The organism is Pseudomonas helleri (genome assembly GCF_009600315.1).
GTDB lineage: Bacteria > Pseudomonadota > Gammaproteobacteria > Pseudomonadales > Pseudomonadaceae > Aquipseudomonas > Aquipseudomonas helleri_A.
Genome location: NZ_WIWC01000004.1, coordinates 77,168 through 99,968 on the forward strand (window position 1 = coordinate 77,168; position 22,801 = coordinate 99,968).

21 protein-coding genes and 1 pseudogene are annotated in these 22,801 nt (G+C 56.0%); 12 read left to right on the forward strand and 10 right to left on the reverse strand.

Annotation, left to right across the window (positions count from 1 at the left end):
- Window positions 1–58: 58 nt before the first annotated feature.
- Window positions 59–901: a pca regulon transcriptional regulator PcaR gene (gene pcaR, locus GHN86_RS03940; RefSeq protein WP_153377722.1), complete on the reverse strand. Its 843-nt coding sequence runs from the start codon at window positions 899–901 to the stop codon at window positions 59–61.
- Window positions 902–1,613: 712 nt separating this feature from the next.
- Here pcaR and GHN86_RS03945 point away from each other — a divergent pair.
- Both GHN86_RS03945 and GHN86_RS03950 read left to right on the forward strand, forming a co-directional pair.
- A complete protein-coding gene (locus GHN86_RS03945; protein WP_122784728.1) occupies window positions 1,614–1,817 on the forward strand; it encodes a hypothetical protein in 204 nt (67 codons plus the stop codon).
- Between the two features lie 350 nt (window positions 1,818–2,167).
- The gene (locus GHN86_RS03950) at window positions 2,168–3,640 is read left to right on the forward strand and encodes an inorganic phosphate transporter (protein ID WP_153377723.1); all 1,473 of its coding nucleotides are present in this window, start codon (window positions 2,168–2,170) and stop codon (window positions 3,638–3,640) included.
- A gap of 289 nt (window positions 3,641–3,929) precedes the next feature.
- Here GHN86_RS03950 and ccoM read toward each other — a convergent pair whose 3' ends face one another.
- The 3 genes from ccoM to GHN86_RS03955 all read right to left on the reverse strand — a co-directional run bounded on the left by ccoM (window position 3,930) and on the right by GHN86_RS03955 (window position 4,743).
- Entirely contained in the window at window positions 3,930–4,040 is a 111-nt protein-coding gene (gene ccoM / locus GHN86_RS23935) for a cytochrome c oxidase subunit CcoM (RefSeq protein ID WP_280116024.1), read from the reverse strand.
- Between the two features lie 143 nt (window positions 4,041–4,183).
- The gene (locus GHN86_RS23370; RefSeq protein ID WP_194286186.1) at window positions 4,184–4,345 is read right to left on the reverse strand and encodes a hypothetical protein; all 162 of its coding nucleotides are present in this window, start codon (window positions 4,343–4,345) and stop codon (window positions 4,184–4,186) included.
- 80 nt (window positions 4,346–4,425) lie between these two features.
- Complete coding sequence (locus GHN86_RS03955) at window positions 4,426–4,743, reverse strand: aspartate-semialdehyde dehydrogenase (RefSeq protein ID WP_153377724.1); 318 nt, start codon at window positions 4,741–4,743, stop codon at window positions 4,426–4,428.
- Window positions 4,744–4,872: 129 nt separating this feature from the next.
- Here GHN86_RS03955 and rapA point away from each other — a divergent pair, with 129 nt between their 5' ends.
- Window positions 4,873–7,725 (forward strand): RNA polymerase-associated protein RapA, encoded by a 2,853-nt coding sequence (gene rapA, locus GHN86_RS03960; RefSeq protein ID WP_153386154.1) that lies wholly within the window; start codon window positions 4,873–4,875, stop codon window positions 7,723–7,725.
- 181 nt (window positions 7,726–7,906) lie between these two features.
- Here rapA and GHN86_RS03965 read toward each other — a convergent pair whose 3' ends face one another.
- Window positions 7,907–8,212 (reverse strand): DUF2288 domain-containing protein, encoded by a 306-nt coding sequence (locus GHN86_RS03965; RefSeq protein ID WP_153377726.1) that lies wholly within the window; start codon window positions 8,210–8,212, stop codon window positions 7,907–7,909.
- 356 nt (window positions 8,213–8,568) lie between these two features.
- Between GHN86_RS03965 and GHN86_RS03970 the strand changes: the two genes are divergently transcribed.
- From GHN86_RS03970 to nhaA, 9 genes and pseudogenes are all read left to right on the forward strand, one after another.
- A complete protein-coding gene (locus GHN86_RS03970) occupies window positions 8,569–9,696 on the forward strand; it encodes a branched-chain amino acid ABC transporter substrate-binding protein (RefSeq protein WP_323369194.1) in 1,128 nt (375 codons plus the stop codon).
- 249 nt (window positions 9,697–9,945) lie between these two features.
- Entirely contained in the window at window positions 9,946–10,869 is a 924-nt protein-coding gene (gene livH / locus GHN86_RS03975) for a high-affinity branched-chain amino acid ABC transporter permease LivH (RefSeq protein ID WP_003443109.1), read from the forward strand.
- Window positions 10,866–12,122: a high-affinity branched-chain amino acid ABC transporter permease LivM gene (locus GHN86_RS03980; protein ID WP_153377728.1), complete on the forward strand. Its 1,257-nt coding sequence runs from the start codon at window positions 10,866–10,868 to the stop codon at window positions 12,120–12,122. Before livH ends, GHN86_RS03980 begins: the two co-directional genes overlap by 4 nt.
- The gene (gene livG, locus GHN86_RS03985) at window positions 12,119–12,886 is read left to right on the forward strand and encodes a high-affinity branched-chain amino acid ABC transporter ATP-binding protein LivG (protein WP_153377729.1); all 768 of its coding nucleotides are present in this window, start codon (window positions 12,119–12,121) and stop codon (window positions 12,884–12,886) included. Before GHN86_RS03980 ends, livG begins: the two co-directional genes overlap by 4 nt.
- Window positions 12,887–13,588 (forward strand): ABC transporter ATP-binding protein, encoded by a 702-nt coding sequence (locus GHN86_RS03990; RefSeq protein WP_153377730.1) that lies wholly within the window; start codon window positions 12,887–12,889, stop codon window positions 13,586–13,588.
- A 51-nt stretch (window positions 13,589–13,639) separates the two neighbouring features.
- Window positions 13,640–13,714, forward strand: a pseudogene (locus GHN86_RS03995) (short chain dehydrogenase); the annotation flags it as partial.
- 72 nt (window positions 13,715–13,786) lie between these two features.
- On the forward strand, window positions 13,787–14,458 hold the full coding sequence (locus GHN86_RS04000) for a COG3650 family protein (protein WP_194286189.1): 672 nt from the start codon (window positions 13,787–13,789) through the stop codon (window positions 14,456–14,458).
- A gap of 110 nt (window positions 14,459–14,568) precedes the next feature.
- A complete protein-coding gene (locus GHN86_RS04005; RefSeq protein WP_153377732.1) occupies window positions 14,569–16,179 on the forward strand; it encodes an NAD(P)/FAD-dependent oxidoreductase in 1,611 nt (536 codons plus the stop codon).
- Window positions 16,180–16,513: 334 nt separating this feature from the next.
- The gene (nhaA, locus tag GHN86_RS04010; RefSeq protein ID WP_153377733.1) at window positions 16,514–17,695 is read left to right on the forward strand and encodes a Na+/H+ antiporter NhaA; all 1,182 of its coding nucleotides are present in this window, start codon (window positions 16,514–16,516) and stop codon (window positions 17,693–17,695) included.
- 78 nt (window positions 17,696–17,773) lie between these two features.
- Here nhaA and GHN86_RS04015 read toward each other — a convergent pair whose 3' ends face one another.
- The 5 genes from GHN86_RS04015 to GHN86_RS04035 form a co-directional block, all read right to left on the reverse strand.
- Window positions 17,774–18,238 (reverse strand): glycine zipper 2TM domain-containing protein, encoded by a 465-nt coding sequence (locus tag GHN86_RS04015; RefSeq protein WP_153377734.1) that lies wholly within the window; start codon window positions 18,236–18,238, stop codon window positions 17,774–17,776.
- Window positions 18,239–18,431: 193 nt separating this feature from the next.
- Window positions 18,432–19,079: a pyridoxamine 5'-phosphate oxidase gene (gene pdxH, locus GHN86_RS04020; protein WP_153377735.1), complete on the reverse strand. Its 648-nt coding sequence runs from the start codon at window positions 19,077–19,079 to the stop codon at window positions 18,432–18,434.
- A gap of 23 nt (window positions 19,080–19,102) precedes the next feature.
- The gene (locus GHN86_RS04025; RefSeq protein WP_153377736.1) at window positions 19,103–20,104 is read right to left on the reverse strand and encodes an OmpA family protein; all 1,002 of its coding nucleotides are present in this window, start codon (window positions 20,102–20,104) and stop codon (window positions 19,103–19,105) included.
- 109 nt (window positions 20,105–20,213) lie between these two features.
- Window positions 20,214–21,359 (reverse strand): serine hydrolase domain-containing protein, encoded by a 1,146-nt coding sequence (locus tag GHN86_RS04030; protein WP_323369174.1) that lies wholly within the window; start codon window positions 21,357–21,359, stop codon window positions 20,214–20,216.
- A gap of 231 nt (window positions 21,360–21,590) precedes the next feature.
- Entirely contained in the window at window positions 21,591–22,736 is a 1,146-nt protein-coding gene (locus GHN86_RS04035) for a serine hydrolase domain-containing protein (RefSeq protein ID WP_153377738.1), read from the reverse strand.
- Window positions 22,737–22,801: the final 65 nt, after the last annotated feature.

Sequence of the window (22,801 nt, forward strand, 5' to 3'; positions counted from 1 at the left end):
TCGAACACATAGTTAGTGTGCTGGCTAATCGAATAACGTTGAATGCGTTCGCTGCACTTCACGTAAACAGCTGAGCACTCAATTCACGGCTGGAATTGAGCATGATGGGCAGAAAGCGCTGTTCCAGCTCCGTTCGTGTGACCCGTCCGGCATGGGTGCTAACGTTCAACGCGGCCAGCACCTGCCCGGAAGCGTCATATACCGGCACGGCAATAGAACGCAGACCTTGTTCCAGTTCTTGATCGACAATGCACCAGCCCTGCTCGCGCACCTGATGCAAGCATTCAAGGAGCGCCTGGGGCGTGTGTACAGTACGGCTGGTTTTGGCCTGAAATTCGCCATTGGCCAGATATTCATGCAGCGTTACATCGTCCAGCGCGGCCAACAAAATGCGGCCCATCGAGGTGCAATAGGCCGGTAAACGCCCACCCACCGAGAGGTCCACCGAGATCAAGCGTTGTGTGGTCGCCGAACGGGCGATGTACAGGATGTCGTTGCCCTCTAGGGTCGCCATATTGCACGCCTCATGCAGCTGTTCGCTCATGCGGTCAAGATAAGGCTGGGCTGAAACTGCCAGCGGTGTTGATGACAAATAGGCATGGCCTAGCGTCAACACCTTGGGCAACAAGGAATAGGTACGGCCGTCAGTGGTGGCATAACCCAACTTGATCAGCGTGTATAAGCATCGACGCACCGCGGCACGCGGAATCTCGGTGCGATGGCTGATCTGCGCAATCGTCAAATGCCGTTTACGCTCCTGAAACGCTTGCACAACGGCCAGACCACGGGCCAACGACGCCATAAAGTCCGGATCACCCGTAAACGCCTGGATTCGCTTTGCAGGAGACGCCACGATAGGCGGAGCGATAGAGGAAGTGCACGTGCGCATTTGATCATTCATTCCTGAACCCCTGCTTCGACTGTTGACTGCAATGACAGGCTTGCCTGAGCTAAAAACGTGTAGGGCGCACGCAAGGTTGGGCGATTATCGAACCTTCGTCCGATAATCGCAATCTGCTTTCCAGCGCCCGTAACTATGTCGCGCCCTCTGGACAGTGATCATTAACATACAGAAGAGCGGTGTAATCGAAACTCGCACACACTGTTCACGGCGGCGGTTTTAAATAGGTCGACGGCACAGAGCAACGTTCAGGTTAATAAGCGCAGGGTTAAAACCGTTCAAAACAGACACTAATATCCGTGCCCACTTCAACGGGTCACCCTTTAATAATCGGGTGGGCACAGCGCTTAGTTTATCGAGCGATTTGTGTAAGACGCCGATCATGTGGAAGTTGACGTATGCGAAGTCATTCAGCGATAGTAGCGCCATCCCTTGAGCCTTTATGGCCAGCAGCTTGATGAGTTCAGGACTCAGGCGTACCACCCCTGATTGGATCCAATTTACTCGCATGCTTCTTGCCCAGTGCGGTGTAACAAGCAAGTGTTCATTCTGCGCACGCTGTCATTATTAATTGATACCCCGCAATGGCCACGGTGTTTGCCACTAAAGTTGCTCGCAGGTAGTTTCAAAGGACGCGTTTAATTAACTCATTTACCTCAGTCTCATACACGATGGTCTAATCCATCTTATCTCTACTCAATTAGGTAACACTGTGACGACGAAAGACGAACTGCGCGCAGAACTTGAGCGTCAGGAACAACGTTACAAGGAAGTCTACGGCGGCGAAATAACGACCTATGCCGCGCAACCTGAGCCCGAGCGCAAGCCCTGGAAAAAACGCGCCAGCCTGCTCGATCAGGCCTTCAGCCAGGAAATTCAAAAAATTGAAAAAGAGCTTAAATCCGAGGAGTCGTGAACCTCGGATTTGAGCAAACCGAGCCATGCTCACAGCCCTGCGTCATTGATTATTTGTGATCGCGGATGTGCCCGTTTGCTGCGTTGAAGCTGTAGCTAACCTCAGCCGAACGTCTGATATGAGATATTTCATACAACAGAATCAGACTCAACCAGAAGCCTAAGCCACTGCATCACGATTGCTCATAGCCTTTGTTTTCAGGGGCTTGTAGCGCTTTCCCGGTTTACAACGGCCGTAGCGTCTTACAAGATTTTTCATTTATAGATGTTACCAACCAGCAGCTAGTGCATTGATTACCGGGGTTTTCTGGCATAATTCCGCCCCCTTTATGTCCGTGTCAGAAAACCTTCATGATCGATTTACTAAGCGCATTGGATGCCTGGGTTCTTGTCAGCCTCTTCTTCGCCCTAGCCTTTGTTCTCGCGTTTGAGTTCATTAATGGCTTTCATGACACCGCGAATGCGGTAGCGACCGTCATCTACACCAAAGCCATGCCGCCCCATCTGGCGGTGTTCTTCTCTGGTGTGTTCAATTTTCTCGGCGTTCTGCTGGGCGGTGTCGGCGTGGCTTATGCCATCGTTCACCTGCTGCCCGTAGAGCTTCTGGTAAATGTGAATACCGGACACGGCCTGGCCATGGTGTTTTCACTGCTCGCTGCTGCCATTACCTGGAACCTGGGAACCTGGTATTTCGGGATTCCTGCGTCGAGCTCTCACACCTTGATCGGTTCGATCCTGGGTGTAGGCCTGGCCAATGCCTTGATCACAGGGATTCCTGTGAGTGAAGGCGTTAACTGGCAAAAGGCAATCGACATTGGTGCCTCGCTGGTCTTCTCGCCACTTGCCGGTTTTCTGATAGCAGCACTGCTGTTGATCGGCCTGAAATGGTGGCGCCCTGGGTCCAAGATGCACAAAACCCCGGAACAGCGCCGCAAGATGGATGACAAAAAACATCCACCTTTCTGGAACCGTCTGGTGTTGGTGATCAGCGCCATGACCGTGAGCTTTGTTCACGGCTCCAACGATGGCCAGAAAGGCATTGGCCTGATCATGCTGGTACTGATTGGTATCGTGCCGAGTGTGTTTGTTCTGGACCTCAACAGTACGACCTATCAAATCGAGCGGACTCGCGACGCCACCTTGCACTTGAGCCAGTTCTACCAGCGCAACAACGCCACCCTGAGCGAGTTCCTGGCACTGGGCAAAAGTGTTAAAGGCGATTTGCCAGAGCAGTTCAGCTGCAACCCGCAACAAACCGAGCCGACCATTGCTGCTTTGCTGGGTTCGTTGAAAGGCGTGGCTGACTATCACTCGATCCCCGCTGAAAAGCGCATCGAAATTCGTCGCTACCTGCTGTGCCTCGACGACACCGCCAAGAAAGTCAGCAAACTGCCGGTTCTTGATAACCGCGAGAAAGCGGACCTCGAAAAACTGCGCAAAGACCTGACCGCCACTACTGAATACGCCCCGTTCTGGGTGATTCTGGCAGTCGCGTTGGCATTGGGCTTGGGCACAATGGTTGGCTGGAGACGCGTGGTTAAAACCATCGGCGAGAAGATCGGCAAGCAGGGCATGACCTATGCCCAAGGCATGTCGGCGCAGATCACCACAACCTTTGCGATCGGTCTGGCCAACATCTACTCGCTGCCGGTTTCCACCACGCACATTCTGTCGTCGGGTGTGGCGGGCACCATGGTCGCGAACAAAAGCGGCCTGCAAGGCGGCACCATCAAAACCATCCTGATGGCCTGGGTCCTGACCTTGCCAGCCACCATTGCACTGTCTGCAACGTTGTTCTGGCTGGCTTCCAAAGCCCTCGCCTGATAACTGCACTGCAATATGAAAAGGTACGACCGCAGGGTCGTACCTTTTTTTATGCCCAAAACCCTCACCCTAGCCCTCTCCCAGAGGGAGAGGGGACTAAAGGCAAAAGCAAATCCTTATACCACCACAATTGAGCCCCCTCTCCCTTTGGGAGAGGGTTGGGGTGAGGGCCAGCCACGACGCCGCTCTCATCCTGGAATGCGATCAACACAGTTTTGCGCAGGCAAAAAAATAGGCGACCGAAGTCGCCCAAAATGCCTTGCGTGCTCATACCCCAAAAAAACTCGCGCTACTTGCGCTTGCGTGAGTCCTTCCAGATAAAAATGCCCAGACCCGCAAAAAACACCATCATGAGTCCCACCGTAAGCACCCCGGCGATAACAACGTTATCAAGAAACATGACGGCCTCCTGCGTGTCTGTCTGTGTGTTGAAGCTAGATTAACCAGACACGCAGGCGCAGACCTTGACCGGGATCAATAGTGGTCCACGGCCAGATGCCGTTATGAGGGGTATTTGACACAGATCATGGAAAACGCCGAGTTTCAGCGCTTTTTGGATTTTTTCTTTGGCTTTTTCTTGGCCGTTGTCAGCGGCATCGCCTGCTCGAAAGCCATGCGTACTTCGTTCAACTTTTTTTCTTTAAGGTCATGCACCCGCTTGGCGCGCTCGGCACCCAGGTCGACCAACGTGTTGTCTTGGCTCATGGCGCTATAGGGTCACTGTCTGTGTGTGTGTGATAGGCCAATAATGCGACGACCCCCTTCCCATGACCAGTAAAAACAACTCAGACCTTGATATCCACCCACACACCCTGACGCTGCAAACCATCTACAGAAGGCAAATCGCCTCCCTCGCTTTCTTCGCCCGCTTCATCGCCTGGCTGATGAGCCTGTGTTTCACCCCGGCGCTTATCCTGTTGACGCTGCTGTTCTTCACGCAGCAACAAGGCGGCCCGTTCACGGTCGCTCTCACTCAGATTGATCGTGCTGTCTGCCGATGAAGGCTGGGCAGGCACCACGGGCGCAATGTCCGGGCGTGGGCGCACCGGGTCCTGTTGCGACGTCACAGGTACAACGCTCAAAGGCAAGATCGGTGGCAGCATGCAGGTGTTCTCCTAAACCACTTATCGAATACTCATTCGGTAGCTGATCAGCTTTTTGTGAGAGACCTTTGGACTGAGGCCCCTGCTGCGTTAATATACTCGGCTTTTTCAAAGCGGGAGTCAGGCAGCATGGCGCAGCAGTATCAACCGGGGCAACGCTGGATTAGTGACAGCGAAGCAGAGCTAGGTTTAGGCACCGTTCTGGCACAGGACGGTCGCTTGTTGACCGTGCTCTATCCGGCCACTGGCGAAACCCGCCAATATTCGCTGCGTAACGCACCGCTGACGCGAGTTCGGTTTTCGCCGGGTGACACCATCATCCACTTCGAAGGCTGGAAGATGACCGTACGCGAAGTCGAAGATGCCGACGGTCTGATGGTCTATCACGGGCTCAACGAGCAAAACGAACCTGTCACTCTGCCAGAAACCCAGCTGTCGAACTTTATTCAGTTCCGCTTGGCCAGCGACCGTTTGTTCGCCGGCCAGATAGACCCGCTGTCCTGGTTCTCCCTGCGTTATCACACCCTTGAGCACACCAGCCGCCAACTGCAATCGCCGTTGTGGGGATTGGGTGGCGTGCGTGCGCAGCCCATCGCGCACCAATTGCACATTGCCCGCGAAGTCGCCGACCGGATCGCGCCACGCGTATTGCTGGCGGATGAAGTTGGCTTGGGTAAAACCATTGAAGCCGGCCTGGTGATTCACCGCCAACTGCTCAGTGGCCGCGCTAACCGTGTCTTGATCGTCGTCCCGGAAAACCTCCAGCATCAATGGCTGGTCGAGATGCGTCGTCGCTTCAACCTTGAAGTCGCGCTGTTTGATGAAGAACGCTTTATCGAAAGCGACGCCAGCAACCCCTTTGAAGACTGCCAACTGGCATTGGTCGCCCTTGAATGGCTGGTTGACGACCCTAAAGCGCAGGCCGCTCTTTTTGATGCCGACTGGGACCTGTTGGTCGTCGATGAAGCGCACCATCTGGTGTGGCACGAAGATCAGGTCAGCCCTGAATACGGTCTGGTTGAGCAACTTGCTGGCGTCATCCCCGGCGTATTGCTGCTGACAGCAACGCCGGAGCAACTGGGTCAGGACAGCCACTTCGCACGTTTGCGCCTGCTCGATCCAAACCGTTTCCACGATCTGGCCGCCTTCCGTGCCGAGAGCGAAAACTACCGCCCGGTGGCTCAAGCCGTACAAGAGTTGCTGGATAAAGGCCGCCTTTCCCCAGAGGCGCATAACACCATTCACGGTTTCCTCGGCGACGAAGGCGACGCATTACTGGCCGCGGTAAACGAAGGCGACACCGACGCCAGCGCCCGTCTGGTGCGCGAGTTGCTCGACCGTCACGGCACTGGCCGTGTTCTGTTCCGTAATACCCGTGCCGCGATCAAAGGCTTCCCTGAGCGCAAACTGCACGCCTACCCGCTGCCGTGCCCGGACGAATACCTTGAACTGCCGCTGGGCGAGCACGCCGAGCTGTACCCTGAAGTCAGCTTTCAAGCCTTGCCCGACGCCACTGACGATCAACGCTGGTGGAACTTCGACCCGCGTGTAGAGTGGCTGATCGACACCCTGAAAATGCTCAAACGCACCAAAGTATTGGTGATTTGCGCCCACGCTGAGACAGCCATGGATCTGGAAGACGCCCTGCGCGTTCGTTCCGGCATTCCTGCAACCGTCTTCCACGAAGGCATGAATATTCTTGAGCGTGACCGTGCCGCTGCCTACTTCGCTGACGAAGAGTTCGGCGCTCAGGTATTGATCTGCTCGGAAATCGGCAGTGAAGGCCGCAACTTCCAGTTTGCCCATCATTTGGTGCTGTTCGACCTGCCGTCCCACCCGGACTTACTGGAACAGCGCATTGGCCGTCTGGACCGAATCGGCCAGAAGCACGTCATTGAGTTGCACGTGCCGTACCTGGAGACCAGCCCGCAACAGCGCCTGTTCCAGTGGTACCACGAAGCACTGAACGCGTTCCTCAACACCTGCCCGACCGGCAACGCACTGCAACACACCTTCGGCCCACGCCTGCTGCCATTGCTGGAAGCGGCTGACGATGAAGAGTGGCAAGCTTTGATCGACGAAGCCCGCAGCGAACGCGAGCGTCTCGAACAGGAGCTGCACACCGGCCGTGACCGCTTGCTGGAGCTGAACTCCGGTGGTTCGGGTGAAGGTGAAGGTGAAGCGCTGGTTGAGGCGATCCTTGAGCAAGACGATCAATTCACCTTGCCGATTTACATGGAAACGCTGTTCAACGCTTTCGGAATCGATAGCGAAGACCACTCCGAAAACGCCCTGATCCTCAAGCCAAGCGAGAAAATGCTCGACGCCAGCTTCCCGCTGGGCGACGAGGAAGGCGTGACCATCACCTACGACCGCAATCTGGCCTTGTCGCGCGAAGACATGCAGTTCATCACTTGGGAACACCCAATGGTGCAAGGCGCAATGGACCTCGTGCGGTCCGGCTCGATGGGAAACACGGCGGTCGCGCTGATCAAAAACAAGGCGCTGAAACCCGGTACTGTGCTGCTTGAGCTGATCTACGTCAGTGAAGTCGTTGCCCCGCGCTCTCTGCAACTGGGTCGTTATTTGCCGCCAGCGGCGCTGCGTTGCCTGTTGGATGCCAATGGCAACGATCTGTCATCGCGTGTGGCCTTTGACACCCTGAATGAGCAGTTGGAGAGCGTGCCACGCGCCAGCGCCAACAAGTTCATTCAGGCTCAGCGCGACAGTCTGACGCCGAAGATCAACGCCGGTGAGGCTAAAATCGCGCCACGCCACGCTGAGCGTGTGGCTGAAGCGAAGCGCCGTCTGGCGGCCGACACTGAAGAAGAACTGGCCCGCCTGACTGCCTTGCAAGCGGTCAACCCGAGCGTTCGTGACAGCGAACTGGTTGCCTTGCGTAAACAACGTGAGCAAAGCCTGGCCATGCTTGAAAAAGCCGCCTTGCGTCTTGAAGCCATTCGCGTACTGGTCGCAGGCTAATCGACCAAAAAGCGCCACAAGCCCTCTCACAGTAGAGGGCTTGTATCGCTTGAATACGCTACGGCGCGGACTGTAGCGATTATCTACGGCAATTCGCCACTACGCTGCAACCAGTTACTTCCCTACCCGTTCCTCACTCCACAAATGAGCGCACAGGCACGCCCAGTAATGGTGCGCCTTGTTATTTCTGCGCCCTTTCCTGGACCATTACCCAAGGCGAAACCACTACAGCCCAGAGCTGTGGGTCACGTTCAAGAACGTCTAGCGCCTGCTCTCCCGTCATTCTCCCAAGCAGGCCTGATGCCATCCAGGCCGAGACTTTCTCTGCATCATCCTGAGTAACGGCCTGCGCGGCTTCGATCAAGTCCAGACCCTGTTCGACCCACAACAGGTCTCCTTTGGCGAAGAACGGCTGTAAGGCTTTCCATTCAATAGTTGAAGTCTCGCCAAGCAGCTTGGCATAGAGGGTGCTAGGTTCTTGCGACATGGGTTCCACCAGGTAAAAAAATCGGCGCAATGATAGCGCCGCTGGCTTGGTAGAAAAACCCGAATAGAGGCGTAGAGCGACGAAAGAGCAAAGGCGTAGAAAGGCCTGATTTAGATGGCAACATTCTGACAACAATCATCACCAGAATTCGCCGCTTTTCTGTCTCTTTCTTTCGTTTAAGCGACATTCCGTGTTTTTTCCTCCAGCAGCCTGCTATTCAAGCGCTGAACCGGCGCTCTACACTGTACCGGTACAGTTGCAGGGGGGATTGACCGGGAAATTCGCGCAGAAGATGACCCGGTCCGGCTGCCTTGGCTTCCAGGACTATAAAAATTACAACATAGAGTGGAGCACCAATAGAGATGGCTACTAAGCACATGACTAAACTGTTTGCCGCAATGATTCTGGCCGGGGTTGCCAGCCATTCATTTGCTGCAGACACCATCAAGATCGGTATTGCTGGCCCTAAAACCGGGCCAGTTACTCAGTATGGGGACATGCAGTTCATCGGCGCCAAACAAGCTATCGCAGACATCAATGCCAAAGGTGGCGTAGATGGCAAGAAGCTTGAAGCGGTTGAGTACGACGATGCCTGCGACCCAAAACAAGCAGTTGCCGTAGCCAACAAAGTCGTGAATGACGGCGTTAAATTTGTTGTCGGTCACTTGTGCTCCAGCTCCACTCAGCCTCCTTCGGACATCTACGAAGACGAAGGCATCATCATGATCACCCCGGCCGCCACCGCACCGGAAATCACCGCTCGTGGTTACAAGAATATTTTCCGCACCATTGGTCTGGACAGCGCCCAAGGCCCGGCAGCTGGCAACTACATCGCTGATCACGTCAAACCAAAAGTCGTCGCAGTCGTTCACGACAAACAGCAGTACGGCGAAGGGATAGCCAGCGCTGTTAAAAAGACGCTGGAAGACAAAGGTGTCAAAGTTGCCGTGTTTGAAGGTATCAATGCCGGTGACAAGGACTTCGCGTCCCTGATCGCCAAACTCAAACAAGCCAATGTCGATTTCGTTTACTACGGCGGTTACCACCCGGAGCTGGGTTTGATTCTGCGTCAAGCCCAGGAAAAAGGCCTGAAAGCCAAGTTTATGGGCCCGGAAGGTGTGGGTAATGACTCCATCTCGCAAATCGCTCAGGGGGCGTCCGAAGGTTTGCTGGTCACACTGCCTCAGGCGTTCGACCAACTGCCAGAAAACAAGGTATTGGTAGAGAAGTTTGTTGCGGACAAAAAAGACCCTACCGGCCCGTTCGTTTTCCCGGCTTATGCAGCCGTTGACGTCATCGCCCAGGGTATCCAGGCAGCCAAAAGCGAAGACACTGCAAAAGTGTCCGAAGCCATCCATAAAGGCACCTTCAAAACCCCAATGGGTGACCTGAGCTTCGACGATAAAGGCGACCTGAAGAACTTCAAGTTCGTGGTCTACGAATGGCATTTCGGCAAACCTAAAACCGAAGCAAGCCCTCAGTAAGGGTTGGCAGTTGATCTGACCACAAAGCCCACTGCGCGAGCGGTGGGTTTTGTTTTACCGATCATTGTTTGACGCACATGGGGCCGCGCTTTCGTGATCCGGAAACCTGCCCACCTGAAAATCTTTAAAACCGTCACCAGCGGTTCGCTGGCAAATGACCTGTGTCCGAAGTGGGTTAAATCCCATGCAACACAGGCCGGAAAATGACTCCACCAGTGAAATGCGTCTCAGGTTTTTAGGAGCTTTGTAATGCCTGACATCTATCACTTCTTCCAAATGCTGGTTAACGGCCTCAACGTTGGCAGCACGTATGCCCTGATCGCCATCGGCTACACGATGGTTTACGGCATCATTGGAATGATCAACTTCGCCCATGGCGAGGTGTACATGATTGGTTCCTATATCGCGTTTATTGCCATCGCCGGCCTGACCATGATGGGTCTGGACAGTGTGCCTCTACTGCTGACCGGGGCGTTTATCGCCAGCATCGTGGTCACCAGTGCCTATGGCTACAGCATTGAACGTGTGGCTTACCGTCCACTGCGGGGCAGTAATCGTCTAATCCCGTTGATTTCTGCCATCGGCATGTCGATCTTCCTGCAAAACATGGTGCTTTTGTCTCAGGACTCCAAAGACAAATCGATCCCTAACCTGATTCCCGGCGGTTTCACCTTCGGCCCGGGCGGTGCGAGTGAAGTCGTTGTCTCTTACATGCAAATCGTCGTGTTCGTGGTCACACTTCTGGCCATGCTCGGTCTGACCCTGTTTATCTCCCGTTCACGCCTTGGCCGCGCCTGCCGTGCCTGCGCCGAAGACATGAAGATGGCCAACCTGTTGGGTATCAATACCAACAACGTCATTGCCCTGACCTTTGTCATTGGTGCCGCTTTGGCTGCTGTTGCAGCTGTTCTGATCAGCGTTCAATACGGCGTGATCAACCCCGGCTCCGGCTTCCTCGTAGGATTAAAAGCCTTCACCGCGGCGGTATTAGGCGGGATCGGCAGTATTCCCGGTGCGATGCTGGGTGGTCTGGTTCTCGGTGTAGCCGAAGCCTTTGGTGCCGATATTTTTGGCGACCAGTACAAAGACGTAGTGGCCTTCGGCCTGCTCGTGTTGGTGCTGCTGTTTCGTCCGACCGGCATTCTGGGACGTCCGGAGATTGAAAAAGTATGACTAGGCATTTTAAATCGGCGCTGTTCAGCGCTCTGTTGGTCTGGGCAGTGGCCTACCCGATACTCGGTCTGAAACTGACGATCGTTGGCGTCAATATCGAAGTTCACAACACCAGCGCCTTTACGCTCAGCGTTATCGCCATCTGCTCGCTGCTTTTGTTCCTGCGCGTGCTGTTCAGCGATCAGTTGAGTGCTGCGTGGAAATCCACCCCCGGATTACCCAAAGTTCCAGGCAAGGCCACCAATTTCCTGACGCTGCCCAGTACCCAGCGCTGGATCATTCTCGGTCTGGTCATTGTGGCATTGGTCTGGCCGTTCTACGGCTCTCGCGGCGCAGTCGACATCGCCACCCTGATCCTGATCTACGTCATGCTCGGCCTTGGCCTGAATATCGTGGTCGGTTTGGCGGGTTTGCTCGACCTCGGTTATGTGGGCTTCTACGCTGTAGGGGCTTATACCTACGCGCTGCTGTCGCATTATTTCGGGTTCAGTTTTTGGGTCTGCCTGCCATTGGCTGGTTTGATGGCCGCGACCTTCGGCTTCCTGCTGGGGTTTCCGGTTCTGCGTTTGCGCGGCGACTATCTGGCAATTGTCACCCTGGGTTTTGGCGAGATCATCCGCTTGTTCCTGCGTAACCTGACGGACATCACCGGCGGGCCAAACGGCATCAGCAACATTCCAAAACCGACTCTTTTCGGCCTGAGTTTCGACCGAACAGCCGCTGAGGGTATGCAGACGTTTCACGAATATTTCGGCATCCCCTACAACTCGATCAACAAAGTGATCTTCCTGTACCTGATTGCACTGGTGCTGGTGCTGATTGTCCTGTTCGTGATCAACCGCTTGCTGCGCATGCCCATCGGCCGCGCTTGGGAAGCACTGCGTGAAGACGAAATCGCCTGCCGAGCACTGGGCCTGAATCCGACCATCATCAAACTGTCGGCCTTCACCCTGGGTGCCACTTTCGCTGGTTTTGCAGGCAGCTTCTTTGCCGCACGCCAAGGTCTGGTAACACCAGAATCCTTCACCTTCCTTGAATCGGCGATCATTTTGGCCATCGTGGTACTGGGCGGCATGGGTTCACAGCTGGGTGTGATTCTGGCGGCTGTGGTGATGATTCTGCTACCCGAAATGATGCGTGACTTCAGTGAGTACCGGATGCTGCTGTTCGGGGCATTAATGGTGCTTATGATGATATGGCGCCCGCAAGGCCTGCTACCCATGCAACGTCCTCACCTGGAGCTGCGAAAATGAGCCGCGAGATTCTGAAAGTCAGCGGCCTGAGCATGCGCTTTGGCGGCTTGTTGGCGGTGAATGGTGTGTCCCTGACCGTCAAGGAAAAACAAGTGGTCTCCATGATCGGCCCTAACGGCGCCGGCAAGACCACGGTGTTCAACTGCCTGACCGGTTTTTACAAACCCTCGGCAGGTACCATCCTGCTGGACGATCAGCCTATCCAGGGTCTGGCCGGGCATGAAATCGCGGCAAAAGGCGTGGTGCGCACCTTCCAGAACGTGCGTCTGTTCAAGGACATGACCGCCGTTGAAAACTTGCTGATTGCTCAGCATCGCCACCTCAACACCAACTTCTTCGCCGGTCTGTTCAAAACGCCGGGCTTCCGCAAAAGCGAACGCGAAGCCATGGAGTACGCCGCCTATTGGCTGGACAAGGTCAACCTGACCGAGTTTGCCAACCGCCCGGCGGGTACCCTCGCCTACGGCCAGCAACGTCGACTGGAAATTGCCCGGTGCATGATGACCCGTCCGCGCATCCTGATGCTCGACGAACCGGCGGCGGGCTTGAACCCCAAGGAAACCGAAGACCTCAAAGCGTTGATCAGTGTGTTGCGCAACGAGCACAACGCCACGGTGCTGCTGATCGAGCACGACATGAAGCTGGTCATGAGCATCTCTGACCACATTGTGGTGATCAACCAAGGCAAACCGCTGGCTGACGGCACACCGGAGCAGATTCGCGACAACCCGGACGTGATCAAAGCCTATTTGGGGGAAGCGTAAATGCTGCAATTCGAAAACGTTTCGACCTTTTACGGCAAGATCCAGGCGCTGCACAGCGTCAATGTCGAAGTGCGTCAGGGCGAAATCGTCACCCTGATCGGTGCCAACGGCGCTGGCAAATCGACATTGATGATGACGTTATGCGGCTCACCACAGGCCCAAAGTGGCAGCATCCGCTACCTCGGAGAAGAGTTGGTGGGGCTGACCTCGGCACAAATCATGCGCAAGAGCATCGCCGTGGTGCCTGAAGGTCGCCGGGTATTTGCCCGGCTGACTGTCGAAGAAAACCTCGCCATGGGCGGTTTTTTCACCGAGAAGCATGACTACCAGGAGCAAATGGATAAGGTTTTGCACTTGTTCCCGCGCCTTAAAGAACGCTTTACCCAGCGCGGCGGCACCATGTCCGGTGGCGAGCAGCAAATGCTTGCGATTGGTCGGGCGCTGATGAGCAAACCGAAACTGCTCCTGCTCGACGAACCTTCACTGGGACTGGCCCCCATCATCATCCAGCAGATTTTCGACATCATCGAACAACTGCGCAATGAAGGTGTGACCGTGTTCCTTGTGGAGCAAAACGCTAACCAGGCGCTAAAAATCGCCGACCGCGCCTACGTGCTGGAAAACGGCCGGGTGGTCATGCAAGGCACGGGTGAGCAATTGCTCAACGACCCAAAAGTGCGTGACGCTTACTTGGGTGGCTAACCTCACCCTTTGGCACCAAACGGCCCTTAGGGGCCGTTTTTTTTTGATGCAGCAGCTGACGTGGCACTGGCTTACGCGAAAAGTGTCGAGGGTTTACAGACAGGGCAAACGTATCAAGTGGGGTAGACCAGAAATATCCCCCCTTGTGATGCTCGACCAGCCTGAGTAACGTGACGGCATTCGTCAGGAGTCCCAATGATGCGCGTTGCTCGCCCTTTAGTTTTGCTCGCCCTGCTTCCCGTTTTTGCGGGTTGCCAACTGTTCAACAGTAAACCCGTTGACAGCAACGCCGGCCTGACTCGCCTCCAAGGCGAGCTGGTATCGGCCAATGACCAACTGATTTTTCAACCCTGTATCGGGCAACAGCGCTATATCGTGCGCGACAGTGCCAACACCACCCTGATTCAAGACGCCACCGATATGCCCAACCTGCCGGGCAAACTGTTTGTCGACATCCGTGGCAGCTTTACCTCGGCTAAAACACCGGGTACGGATGGCGAGGTGCAGTTGCAACAGCTGTACCGTCTGGAACGCACTAATGGAGCCTGCAAAGACCCTAACTTCAAACAACTGACCGTGCATGCCAATGGCAATGGTCCTGCATGGGAAGTGCAGGCTGGCGGCAAGGGCATGGTGATCAAGCGTGACGGCCAGCCGGATTTGGCCTTGCCTTATGTTGAAGAGCAGGTAGGTGATGGTCGATTCTCGCTGTCCACCGAAGCCAACCATCAACGCATTGAGTTGTGGGTCGCCCCACAACGCTGCACCGACAGTGCCAATGGCAGCGTGCAGCATTTGGCCGCAGAACTGCGGATCAACGGTCAGGTACAGCGCGGATGCGGTTATTTCGGCGGTGCTCGTAACGACTAACCGACGATTGTTGCCTCATAGTGCTGACAGTTAAGGGGCCATGCGGCTTATAATCGCCGGTTCGCACAAGGCTGCCGGGGTTTACCCGGCCCCGATACTGGACACTGTCAATGTTACGAATCACCGAACTCAAGTTGCCGATCGACCATCCCGAAGAAGACCTGCGCCCTGCCATCTTGCAGCGCCTGGGCATCGCCAGTGATGACCTGCTCGATTTCACCTTGTTCAAGCGCAGCTACGATGCGCGCAAAAAATCGTCCGAACTGTGCTTTATCTACACCATCGACTTGAACGTGCGTGATGAAGCGCCGCTGCTGATCAAGTTCGCCGACGACCGTAACGTCAATCCAGCACCCGATGTCAGCTACAAAGTCGTTGGTCAGGCCCCCCAGGACTTGAGCGAACGCCCGATTGTCGTCGGCTTTGGCCCGTGCGGTATCTTCGCCGGCCTGTTGTTGGCACAAATGGGTTTCAAACCGATCATTCTTGAGCGCGGCACCGAAGTGCGTCAGCGCACCAAAGACACTTGGGGACTGTGGCGTAAAAATGTCCTCAATCCGGAGTCAAACGTGCAGTTTGGTGAAGGCGGTGCGGGCACATTCTCGGACGGCAAGCTCTACAGCCAGATCAAGGACCCGAAACACCACGGTCGCAAAGTGCTGCACGAGTTCGTCAAAGCCGGTGCGCCGGACGAAATCCTCTACGTCAGCAAACCGCACATCGGTACGTTCCGTCTGACGGGCGTTGTCGAGAACATGCGTCAGCAAATCGAAGCGCTGGGCGGCGAAGTTCGCTTCCAGCAGCGTGTGACCGATGTGCTGATCGATGATGGCCAATTGACCGGCGTGGTTCTGGCCGATGGCGAACAACTGAACTCACGGCATGTGATCATGGCTCTGGGCCACAGCGCCCGAGACACCTTCCGCATGCTTCATGAGCGCGGCGTGTACATGGAAGCCAAGCCGTTCTCGGTGGGTTTCCGTATTGAACACCCGCAATCGTTGATCGACAGCGCGCGTCTGGGCAAGTACGCCGGTCATCCTAAACTGGGTGCGGCCGACTACAAACTGGTGCACCACGCCAAAAACGGTCGTTCGGTGTACAGCTTCTGCATGTGCCCGGGCGGCACAGTGGTTGCGGCTACCAGCGAACCGGGCCGCGTCGTGACCAACGGCATGAGCCAGTACTCACGTAACGAGCGCAATGCCAACTCGGGCATCGTGGTCGGCATCACGCCTGAAGACTATCCGGGCGGGCCGTTGGCGGGTATCGAGTTGCAAGAGCGCCTGGAGTCTCACGCTTATGTGCTGGGCGGCAGCAACTATGAAGCACCAGCTCAGCTAGTCGGCGACTTTATCGCGGGTAAACCGTCCACTGCGCTGGGTAGCGTTGAACCGTCCTACAAGCCGGGCGTGTCCTTGGGTGATTTGGCGCTGGCATTGCCGGACTTTGCCATCGAAGCCATCCGCGAAGCCTTGCCGGCCTTCGAGAAGCAGATCAAAGGCTTCTCGATGCATGATGCGATTTTGACCGGGATTGAAACCCGCACCTCGTCGCCGTTGCGCATGACCCGCGACGCGTCGATGCAAAGCCTCAACGTCAAAGGGCTGTTCCCGGCCGGTGAAGGCGCAGGTTATGCCGGCGGCATTCTGTCGGCAGGGGTTGATGGCATACGCATTGCCGAAGCTGTGGCGCGGGATATTCTCGGTATCGAAGCCTGATACTCTCTCGCACCCGGTAGCAGCTGCCAAAGGCTGCGTCCGGCGGCGAAGCCGTCGTAAACCCGGAGTACGCGGTTTCCCTGAAACATCGCGCCTCCGGGCTTCACGACGGCTTCGCCGCCGGACGCAGCCTCGTTCCCACGGCAGCTGCTACGGACTCCCCGGAGCGTTGCCCTGTCTGTTTTTTGTCTCAATTTGTCACACAACTGCTAGGCTTTTTGTCGATGCAAGTTCACGCGGCTGCTTATAACAAAAACGAATATAGTTTTTGTTTTAACCACTAAGAAGTCGGGTTAGGGTGTCGCACCTTATAACTATTCGATGGAGAGCCACCTTGCCTCTGCGTAGCACTTTCACTCGTTTCTTTCAGTTGGAAGCTGCCAGCGGTCTGTTGTTGATTGCCGCAGCGGCTCTGGCTTTGATCATCAACAACTCGCCGCTTTCGCACTATTACACCGCCTTTCTGGATGTCCCGGTCGCGGTGCAGATTGGCGCCTTGCAAATCGCCAAACCCTCATTGCTGTGGATCAACGATGGCCTGATGGCGTTGTTTTTCCTGCTGATCGGTCTTGAGGTCAAACGCGAGCTGCTGGAAGGTCAACTGTCCAAACCCTCACAAGTTGTGCTGCCCGGCGGTGCCGCGATTGGCGGGATGGTCGTACCAGCGCTGATTTACTGGTTCATCAACAAAGACTTCCCCGACGCACTGGATGGCTGGGCCATTCCAATGGCCACCGACATCGCCTTCGCCCTTGGCGTGTTGGCACTGCTCGGCAAGCGCGTACCGGTGTCGTTGAAGTTGTTTCTGATGACCCTGGCAATCATTGATGATCTGGGCGCAATCATTGTGATTGCCGTGTTCTACTCCAGCGAATTGTCGGGTGTATCGCTGCTGTTGGCCGCGGCTTGTCTTGTGGCGTTGATCGCGATGAACCGGATGGGTGTGGTGAAGATAGCCCCCTATATGATCATCGGCCTGATCCTCTGGGTCTGCGTACTGAAAAGCGGCGTGCATGCCACGCTGGCCGGTGTGACGTTGGCATTCTGCATACCGCTGCGCACTAAAAACTCCGAGCCCTCGCCGCTGATGGGCATTGAGCATGCGCTGCACCCGTGGGTGGCCTACGCGATCTTGCCTCTATTTGCGTTCGCCAATGCGGGCGTGTCGCTGACCGGCGTCAACCTGCACAGTTTCACTCACCATGTACCTTTGGGTATTGCTGCTGGCTTGCTGATCGGCAAAACAGTGGGGGTGTTTGGTTTTACCTGGATCGCGATAAAAACCGGCATGGCCGCATTACCGAATGGCGCGAACTGGGGCCAGGTGTTTGGCGTCGCTATTCTATGCGGCATCGGTTTTACCATGAGTCTGTTTGTCGGCTCGCTGGCCTTTGTTCCGGGCAGCAGCGATTACGTGGGCATGGACCGCATGGGCATTCTGACCGGCTCCATTCTGGCCGCACTGATCGGCTATGCCGTGACAGCCATCTTTAGCCGTAAGCAGCCAGCCCTCTGAATGTAGGAGGCTGAGCGCAATAAAAAACCCCGACCTGTTCGCACAGGTCGGGGTTTTTTATTAAGCGGGCCTGAAGGCTTACTGCGTGACGCGGCTTGTACCATCAACGGTCAGGATGCGAACGCGCTCGCCGGTACGGAACACTTGATTAGGCTCTACCTGCTGCACATAAGCACGGGTGCTGCCGTCGTCTTCGCGTACGGTAATTTCAACCCCTTGGGTCTTGGTCAAGCCCGACTCTGCGGCCGAGCCCAACAGACCACCGGCTACAGCACCGATCACAGCGGTCACAATGCTGCCACGGCCGCCGCCAATGGCGCTGCCGCCGACACCCCCGATAACGGCACCGGTTGCCGCACCGATTGGGGTTTTGGTGCCCTCGATCTGTACGGGACGCAGGGCAACGATAGTACCCATGCGAACGGTTTGAACACGGCGCGCTTCATCGCGCGAATAAGAATCGCCCGTCAGGTTTGAGGTGCAGCCGCCCAACAAGACCGTCATGGTCGAAAATGCAGCAATTAGCAGTACGGACTTACGCATAGGTTCAACTCCAAAAGAACAGGGATTCATTAAAACTCCGCAGCCGGGTGCCTGTCACCGCACAGCGCGGATAACGGGGTGTTCATTCAGCGCCAGTACAGCCAAATCAATACCTACCGCCATTGCAAGCCACATTAAGGGTAGCCCGTTAAGCCGTTTTTTCCTGCGTGCTGACCTCAATTACTTCAGGCGTTCAGGGGGCCAGTCGCTCACGGCCCCAGTCAGCACCCTTGCGCACATAGTTGAGCCGGTCATGCAAACGGCTCGGGCGGCCCTGCCAGAATTCAATGCGATCAGGCACCAAGCGATACCCGCCCCAATGCTCAGGGCAATGCGGTTGGGTGTCACTGAAACGCGCTTGTGTGGCCTTGAGCAATTCGCTCAGTTCTTCACGGTCGGCAATGACCTGACTTTGCGGTGATGCCCACGCCCCTATCCGGCTGCCCAATGGGCGAACCTGATAGTAGGCGTCGGATTCCTGCGGCGAAACCTTTTCGACCCGCCCTTCGATACGAACCTGCCGCTCAAGGGTTGGCCAGAAGAAAGTCATGGCCGCAAACGGATGCGCGGCCAATTGCTGCCCCTTGGCGCTGGTGTAGTTGGTGAAGAAGGTAAAACCCGCCTCATCCAGACCTTTAAGCAGGAGCACCCGACAATGCGGGCGCCCCTGAGCATCCACCGTTGCCAAGGTCATGGCATTGGCTTCGACTGGCGCCTGTTCAGTCTTGACCGCATCACTGAACCATTGATGAAACAACGCAAAAGGCTCGTCGGGCGCTTGCGCCTCGGTCAGCCCGTCGCGGGTGTAATCACGGCGCATATCTGCCAGCGCTTGGGTCATAACGCGTTCCTTGGCCGAATCAATCAGTTTTTGGCTTGATCATTGGCAGCAACCTTCTTGGCCGCCGCCGTTTTAGCCACAACTGCTTTCTTGGCCGGTGCAGGCTTAACGGCTTTTTTGGCCGGTGCGGCTTTCTTGGCCACGGTGGCTTTTTTCGCCGGTGCGGCGGCTGCTTTTTTAGCTGCAGAAGCCGAAACAGCGGGTTGCACGGCGGCCAACTGTTCAGCGGTCAAAGCAGGCTGAGCGTATTTGCTGACCAACGCGACCATAGTGGCTTGCGGCGTCATCATGATTTCAACGCGACGATTCAAGGCACGGCCTTCGTTGCTGTCGTTCGCTGCACGCGGCATAACAGAACCCATACCGCGCAGCGTCAGACGATTACCCTGCAAGCCGCTCATACGAAAGATGGCCGCCACTGACTTGGCGCGGTCCAGGCTCAACTTGGTATTGCTGGCCATGGCACCACTGGAGTCAGCATGACCGAGCACCAGGACGGCAGTTTTAGGATCGCCTTCAACAACCTTGGCTACGCGAGTGAAAGGGCCGAGCATCGAAGGCATCAACAAGTCCGGACGTGTTGCCTTGAACGAGCTGTCAGCCGACGCCACCACCACTAACAGGTTTTCGCGACGCTCCAACTGCAAGTCGGTGCCTTTAATGGCAGTACGCAGACGCGGCTCGTACTCGTCCAGCCAGGCCTGAGTAATTTTCGGGTCTGGCATCGCAATCACGCCAATGGGTGCCGCTTTAGTGTCTTTGGCGTCAGTATCGAATGGCCACCACCATTTTTTTGCAGAGGTCGTGGCAGCAGCAGGCGCAGCCGTCACTGCAACTTTTGGCTTTTCAACAGCAGCGGCGGCCTTCTTGTCAGCAGCATTTGCACTCTTATCGGTCGGTGCCGACGACTCGGACGAGCCAAACTGCCACCATTTGTGGCCACCTTCGGCATTATTCTGTGGAGTTTGTGCGCAACCAGTAATAGCCAGGCAAAGGGCCAAGGCGAGGGTCTTATTAGATGACATTGAATATCCACACAATGAATTGATGAAAAAAAGGCTATATGCCCACTAAAAAAACGTATTACCCGGATAAAAGCTACAGCCTTCCGACCTACGGACTACAAATACACCGTTACAGACACGCGGCCAATACCTTAACCAGCTTTTGAGCCCTCGGATCCATCAATACATAAGGTCCCAAGGTGTTGGTTACGAATCCGAAAGCCACCTCTCTATCCGGATCGGCAAACCCTATTGATCCCCCTGCGCCAGGGTGGCCAAACGCCTTTGGCCCCAGCCCGAACGTAGCGTTCGGCACGTTCGGCTGATCCAGCATGCAACCCAGTCCGAACCGTGTCTGTGCCAGCAAGGTTTTATCCTCGCCAATGCTGTGTTCGCGGGTCAGCTGTTCCAGCATTTCGGCTTCGAGTAAACGCCCCTCCAGCAGACCGCTATAAAAGCCGGCCAGGCTACGGGCGTTGCCATGCCCATTAGCCGCTGGTTGCTCCATCCGCCGCCACTCAGGTGTATTGGTGCTGGTCATAATAGATGGTGGATTGGTGAATGCCCGCGTACTCATGGAATTAGGCTCGCGCATCATCGTCATCAACAGACGTTTCGCCACCTCATCCCCTTCATTGCCCTTGCTGCGGGCAACATGGGCTACCCGGTAAAACTCTTCGTCCGCCAGCCCCACATGGAAATCCAGCCCCAACGGGTTGGCCGTGCGTGCCACGATCGACTGACCAGCAGTGCGACCGTCCGCCCGACGGATCAACTCGCCCAGCAACCAGCCATAGGTGATCGCGGCATAACCGTGGCCATCACCCGGCGTCCACCAGGGTTCTTCGGCGGCTAACGCATCAACCATGGTCTGCCAGTCATACAAGGCTTCGCGGGGCATCATTTGGCGAATTGCCGGCAAACCGGCTCGATGGCTCAACAACTGGCGCAGCGTGATGGCCTGCTTACCGGCTGCCGCAAATTCGGGCCAGTAACGGGCGACGGGCACATCCAGCTCCAGTTTGCCTTCCTCAACCAGTTGCAGCGCCGTGACTGCCGTAAAGGGTTTGGTGCACGAAAACAGATTGGCGATGGTGTCGGTGTGCCAAGGTTGCTGACCGTCCTTGTCGGCAGTGCCCGCCCACACATCCAGCACTGTTTCACCGGCTATCTGGACACACAAGGCAGCACCACGCTCTTGCGGATCGTTAAACAGCTCTGCAAATGCTTCGCGAACTGCTTCAAACTGAAGGTCGTGAAAACCCTGAATCTGCACCCTTACCTCCTGAATCAAGCTTGGCTTTCAATGCCGTGCATTGTTCCAGCACCTGTCAGAATTTGAAACAGAGCAAAGGTCTCTACAGCACAATTTTTGTGCGCTCAGCAGACAGCGCGGACCGTACCAGCGCCAGAGTGGAATTTTTGTGAAAAAGACGAGAGGGATGAGGGATATATAGCGGTTTCTTAAAAGCCCTCTGCAGACGCAAGAGGGCCTGAAAAGTGAGGCTCAGAGCGCGGCATAGGCCAGTGTTGCCAACTGTCTGGCCCGCGGGTCCATCAAGACGTGGCTGCCCATCGTCGTGGTGACAAACCCGAAGGTCACGTCGCGTTCCGGATCAGCAAAGCTGACAGGCCCCCCCAGCCCCACATGGCCAAATGTGTTGGGGCCCATGCAGTTGGAAGCCGCGGGGTCGGCTGGCTGCTCCATCATGCAGCCCAACCCATAGCGCATAGGTCTCAAAAGCGTGCGATCCATGCTGTTGCTGTGCTCGCGAGTGAATTCACTCAGCAACTCCGATCCGATCAATTGACCGGCCAGCAGCGCACTGTAGAAACCCGCCAGCCCATGGGCCGTACCATGACCATTCACGCCAGGCTGGCGATAACGCCACCATCGGGGATCGTGAGTGGCTTTGGGGCACACACCGGGGTTGGTGAAAGCAAGGGTAGCCACGTGCTCGGGTTGATTGACAATGACCTCGCGCAGATCGAGCGCGTATTGATCACCGGTTCGCCCTTCGGCGCGATCGAAATGGGCAATACGGTGAAAATGCTCGTCAGCCACGCCCATGTGTACTTCCAGCTCATGGGGTTGCGAGATGTTCTCTGCGATAAACGCACATGGGTCTCGCCCGTCCACCCGCCGGATCAGCTCGCCGATAATCCAACCATAGGTCAGGGCGCCATAGCCCAGATCAGTGCCCGGCTGCCACCACAGGGGTTCGGCGGCCATGATTTCCACCATGTCATCCCAGCCATACATGATGGGCGTGCGATTCGGCAGCCGCAACGCGGGAATGCCCGAGGTGTGGGACATCACCTGACGCAAGGTGATGTGCTCTTTGCCGCCTTGGGCGAACTCTGGCCAGTAGCGGGCAACAGGGGCATCGAGCTCCAGCTTGCCCTCTTCCACCAACATCAAGGCCGCCACTGCCGTAAACGGCTTTATGGCGCAATACGTATTCACCAGTGTGTCGCGCTCCCAAGGCTTTTGGCCTTCGAGGTCCGCCACACCCGCCCACAGATCGACCACTGTTTCACCGCCGACCTGAACACACAGCCCTGCCCCACGCTCCTGCGGGTCGTCGAAGATTGCCTCAAACGCCTGCTGAACGGCTTCGAACCCACGTGCACATCTGCCTTTAGCTTCCATTTCGAAGACTCCATTCAGTTGGAATGGATGACCTTAGTTTTTAAATGGAATTAACACAGAGGCTA

What these genes read in the sequence shown, in the direction of transcription:
- pcaR (WP_153377722.1), bottom strand. Translation starts at nt 901, where the DNA reads ATGAATGATCAAATGCGCACGTGCACTTCCTCTATCGCTCCGCCTATC.
- GHN86_RS03950 (WP_153377723.1), top strand. Translation starts at nt 2,168, where the DNA reads ATGATCGATTTACTAAGCGCATTGGATGCCTGGGTTCTTGTCAGCCTC.
- ccoM (WP_280116024.1), bottom strand. Translation starts at nt 4,040, where the DNA reads ATGTTTCTTGATAACGTTGTTATCGCCGGGGTGCTTACGGTGGGACTC.
- GHN86_RS23370 (WP_194286186.1), bottom strand. Translation starts at nt 4,345, where the DNA reads ATGAGCCAAGACAACACGTTGGTCGACCTGGGTGCCGAGCGCGCCAAG.
- GHN86_RS03955 (WP_153377724.1), bottom strand. Translation starts at nt 4,743, where the DNA reads ATGCTGCCACCGATCTTGCCTTTGAGCGTTGTACCTGTGACGTCGCAA.
- rapA (WP_153386154.1), top strand. Translation starts at nt 4,873, where the DNA reads ATGGCGCAGCAGTATCAACCGGGGCAACGCTGGATTAGTGACAGCGAA.
- GHN86_RS03965 (WP_153377726.1), bottom strand. Translation starts at nt 8,212, where the DNA reads ATGTCGCAAGAACCTAGCACCCTCTATGCCAAGCTGCTTGGCGAGACT.
- livH (WP_003443109.1), top strand. Translation starts at nt 9,946, where the DNA reads ATGCCTGACATCTATCACTTCTTCCAAATGCTGGTTAACGGCCTCAAC.
- GHN86_RS03980 (WP_153377728.1), top strand. Translation starts at nt 10,866, where the DNA reads ATGACTAGGCATTTTAAATCGGCGCTGTTCAGCGCTCTGTTGGTCTGG.
- livG (WP_153377729.1), top strand. Translation starts at nt 12,119, where the DNA reads ATGAGCCGCGAGATTCTGAAAGTCAGCGGCCTGAGCATGCGCTTTGGC.
- GHN86_RS03990 (WP_153377730.1), top strand. Translation starts at nt 12,887, where the DNA reads ATGCTGCAATTCGAAAACGTTTCGACCTTTTACGGCAAGATCCAGGCG.
- GHN86_RS04000 (WP_194286189.1), top strand. Translation starts at nt 13,787, where the DNA reads ATGCGCGTTGCTCGCCCTTTAGTTTTGCTCGCCCTGCTTCCCGTTTTT.
- GHN86_RS04005 (WP_153377732.1), top strand. Translation starts at nt 14,569, where the DNA reads ATGTTACGAATCACCGAACTCAAGTTGCCGATCGACCATCCCGAAGAA.
- GHN86_RS04015 (WP_153377734.1), bottom strand. Translation starts at nt 18,238, where the DNA reads ATGCGTAAGTCCGTACTGCTAATTGCTGCATTTTCGACCATGACGGTC.
- pdxH (WP_153377735.1), bottom strand. Translation starts at nt 19,079, where the DNA reads ATGACCCAAGCGCTGGCAGATATGCGCCGTGATTACACCCGCGACGGG.
- GHN86_RS04025 (WP_153377736.1), bottom strand. Translation starts at nt 20,104, where the DNA reads ATGTCATCTAATAAGACCCTCGCCTTGGCCCTTTGCCTGGCTATTACT.
- GHN86_RS04035 (WP_153377738.1), bottom strand. Translation starts at nt 22,736, where the DNA reads ATGGAAGCTAAAGGCAGATGTGCACGTGGGTTCGAAGCCGTTCAGCAG.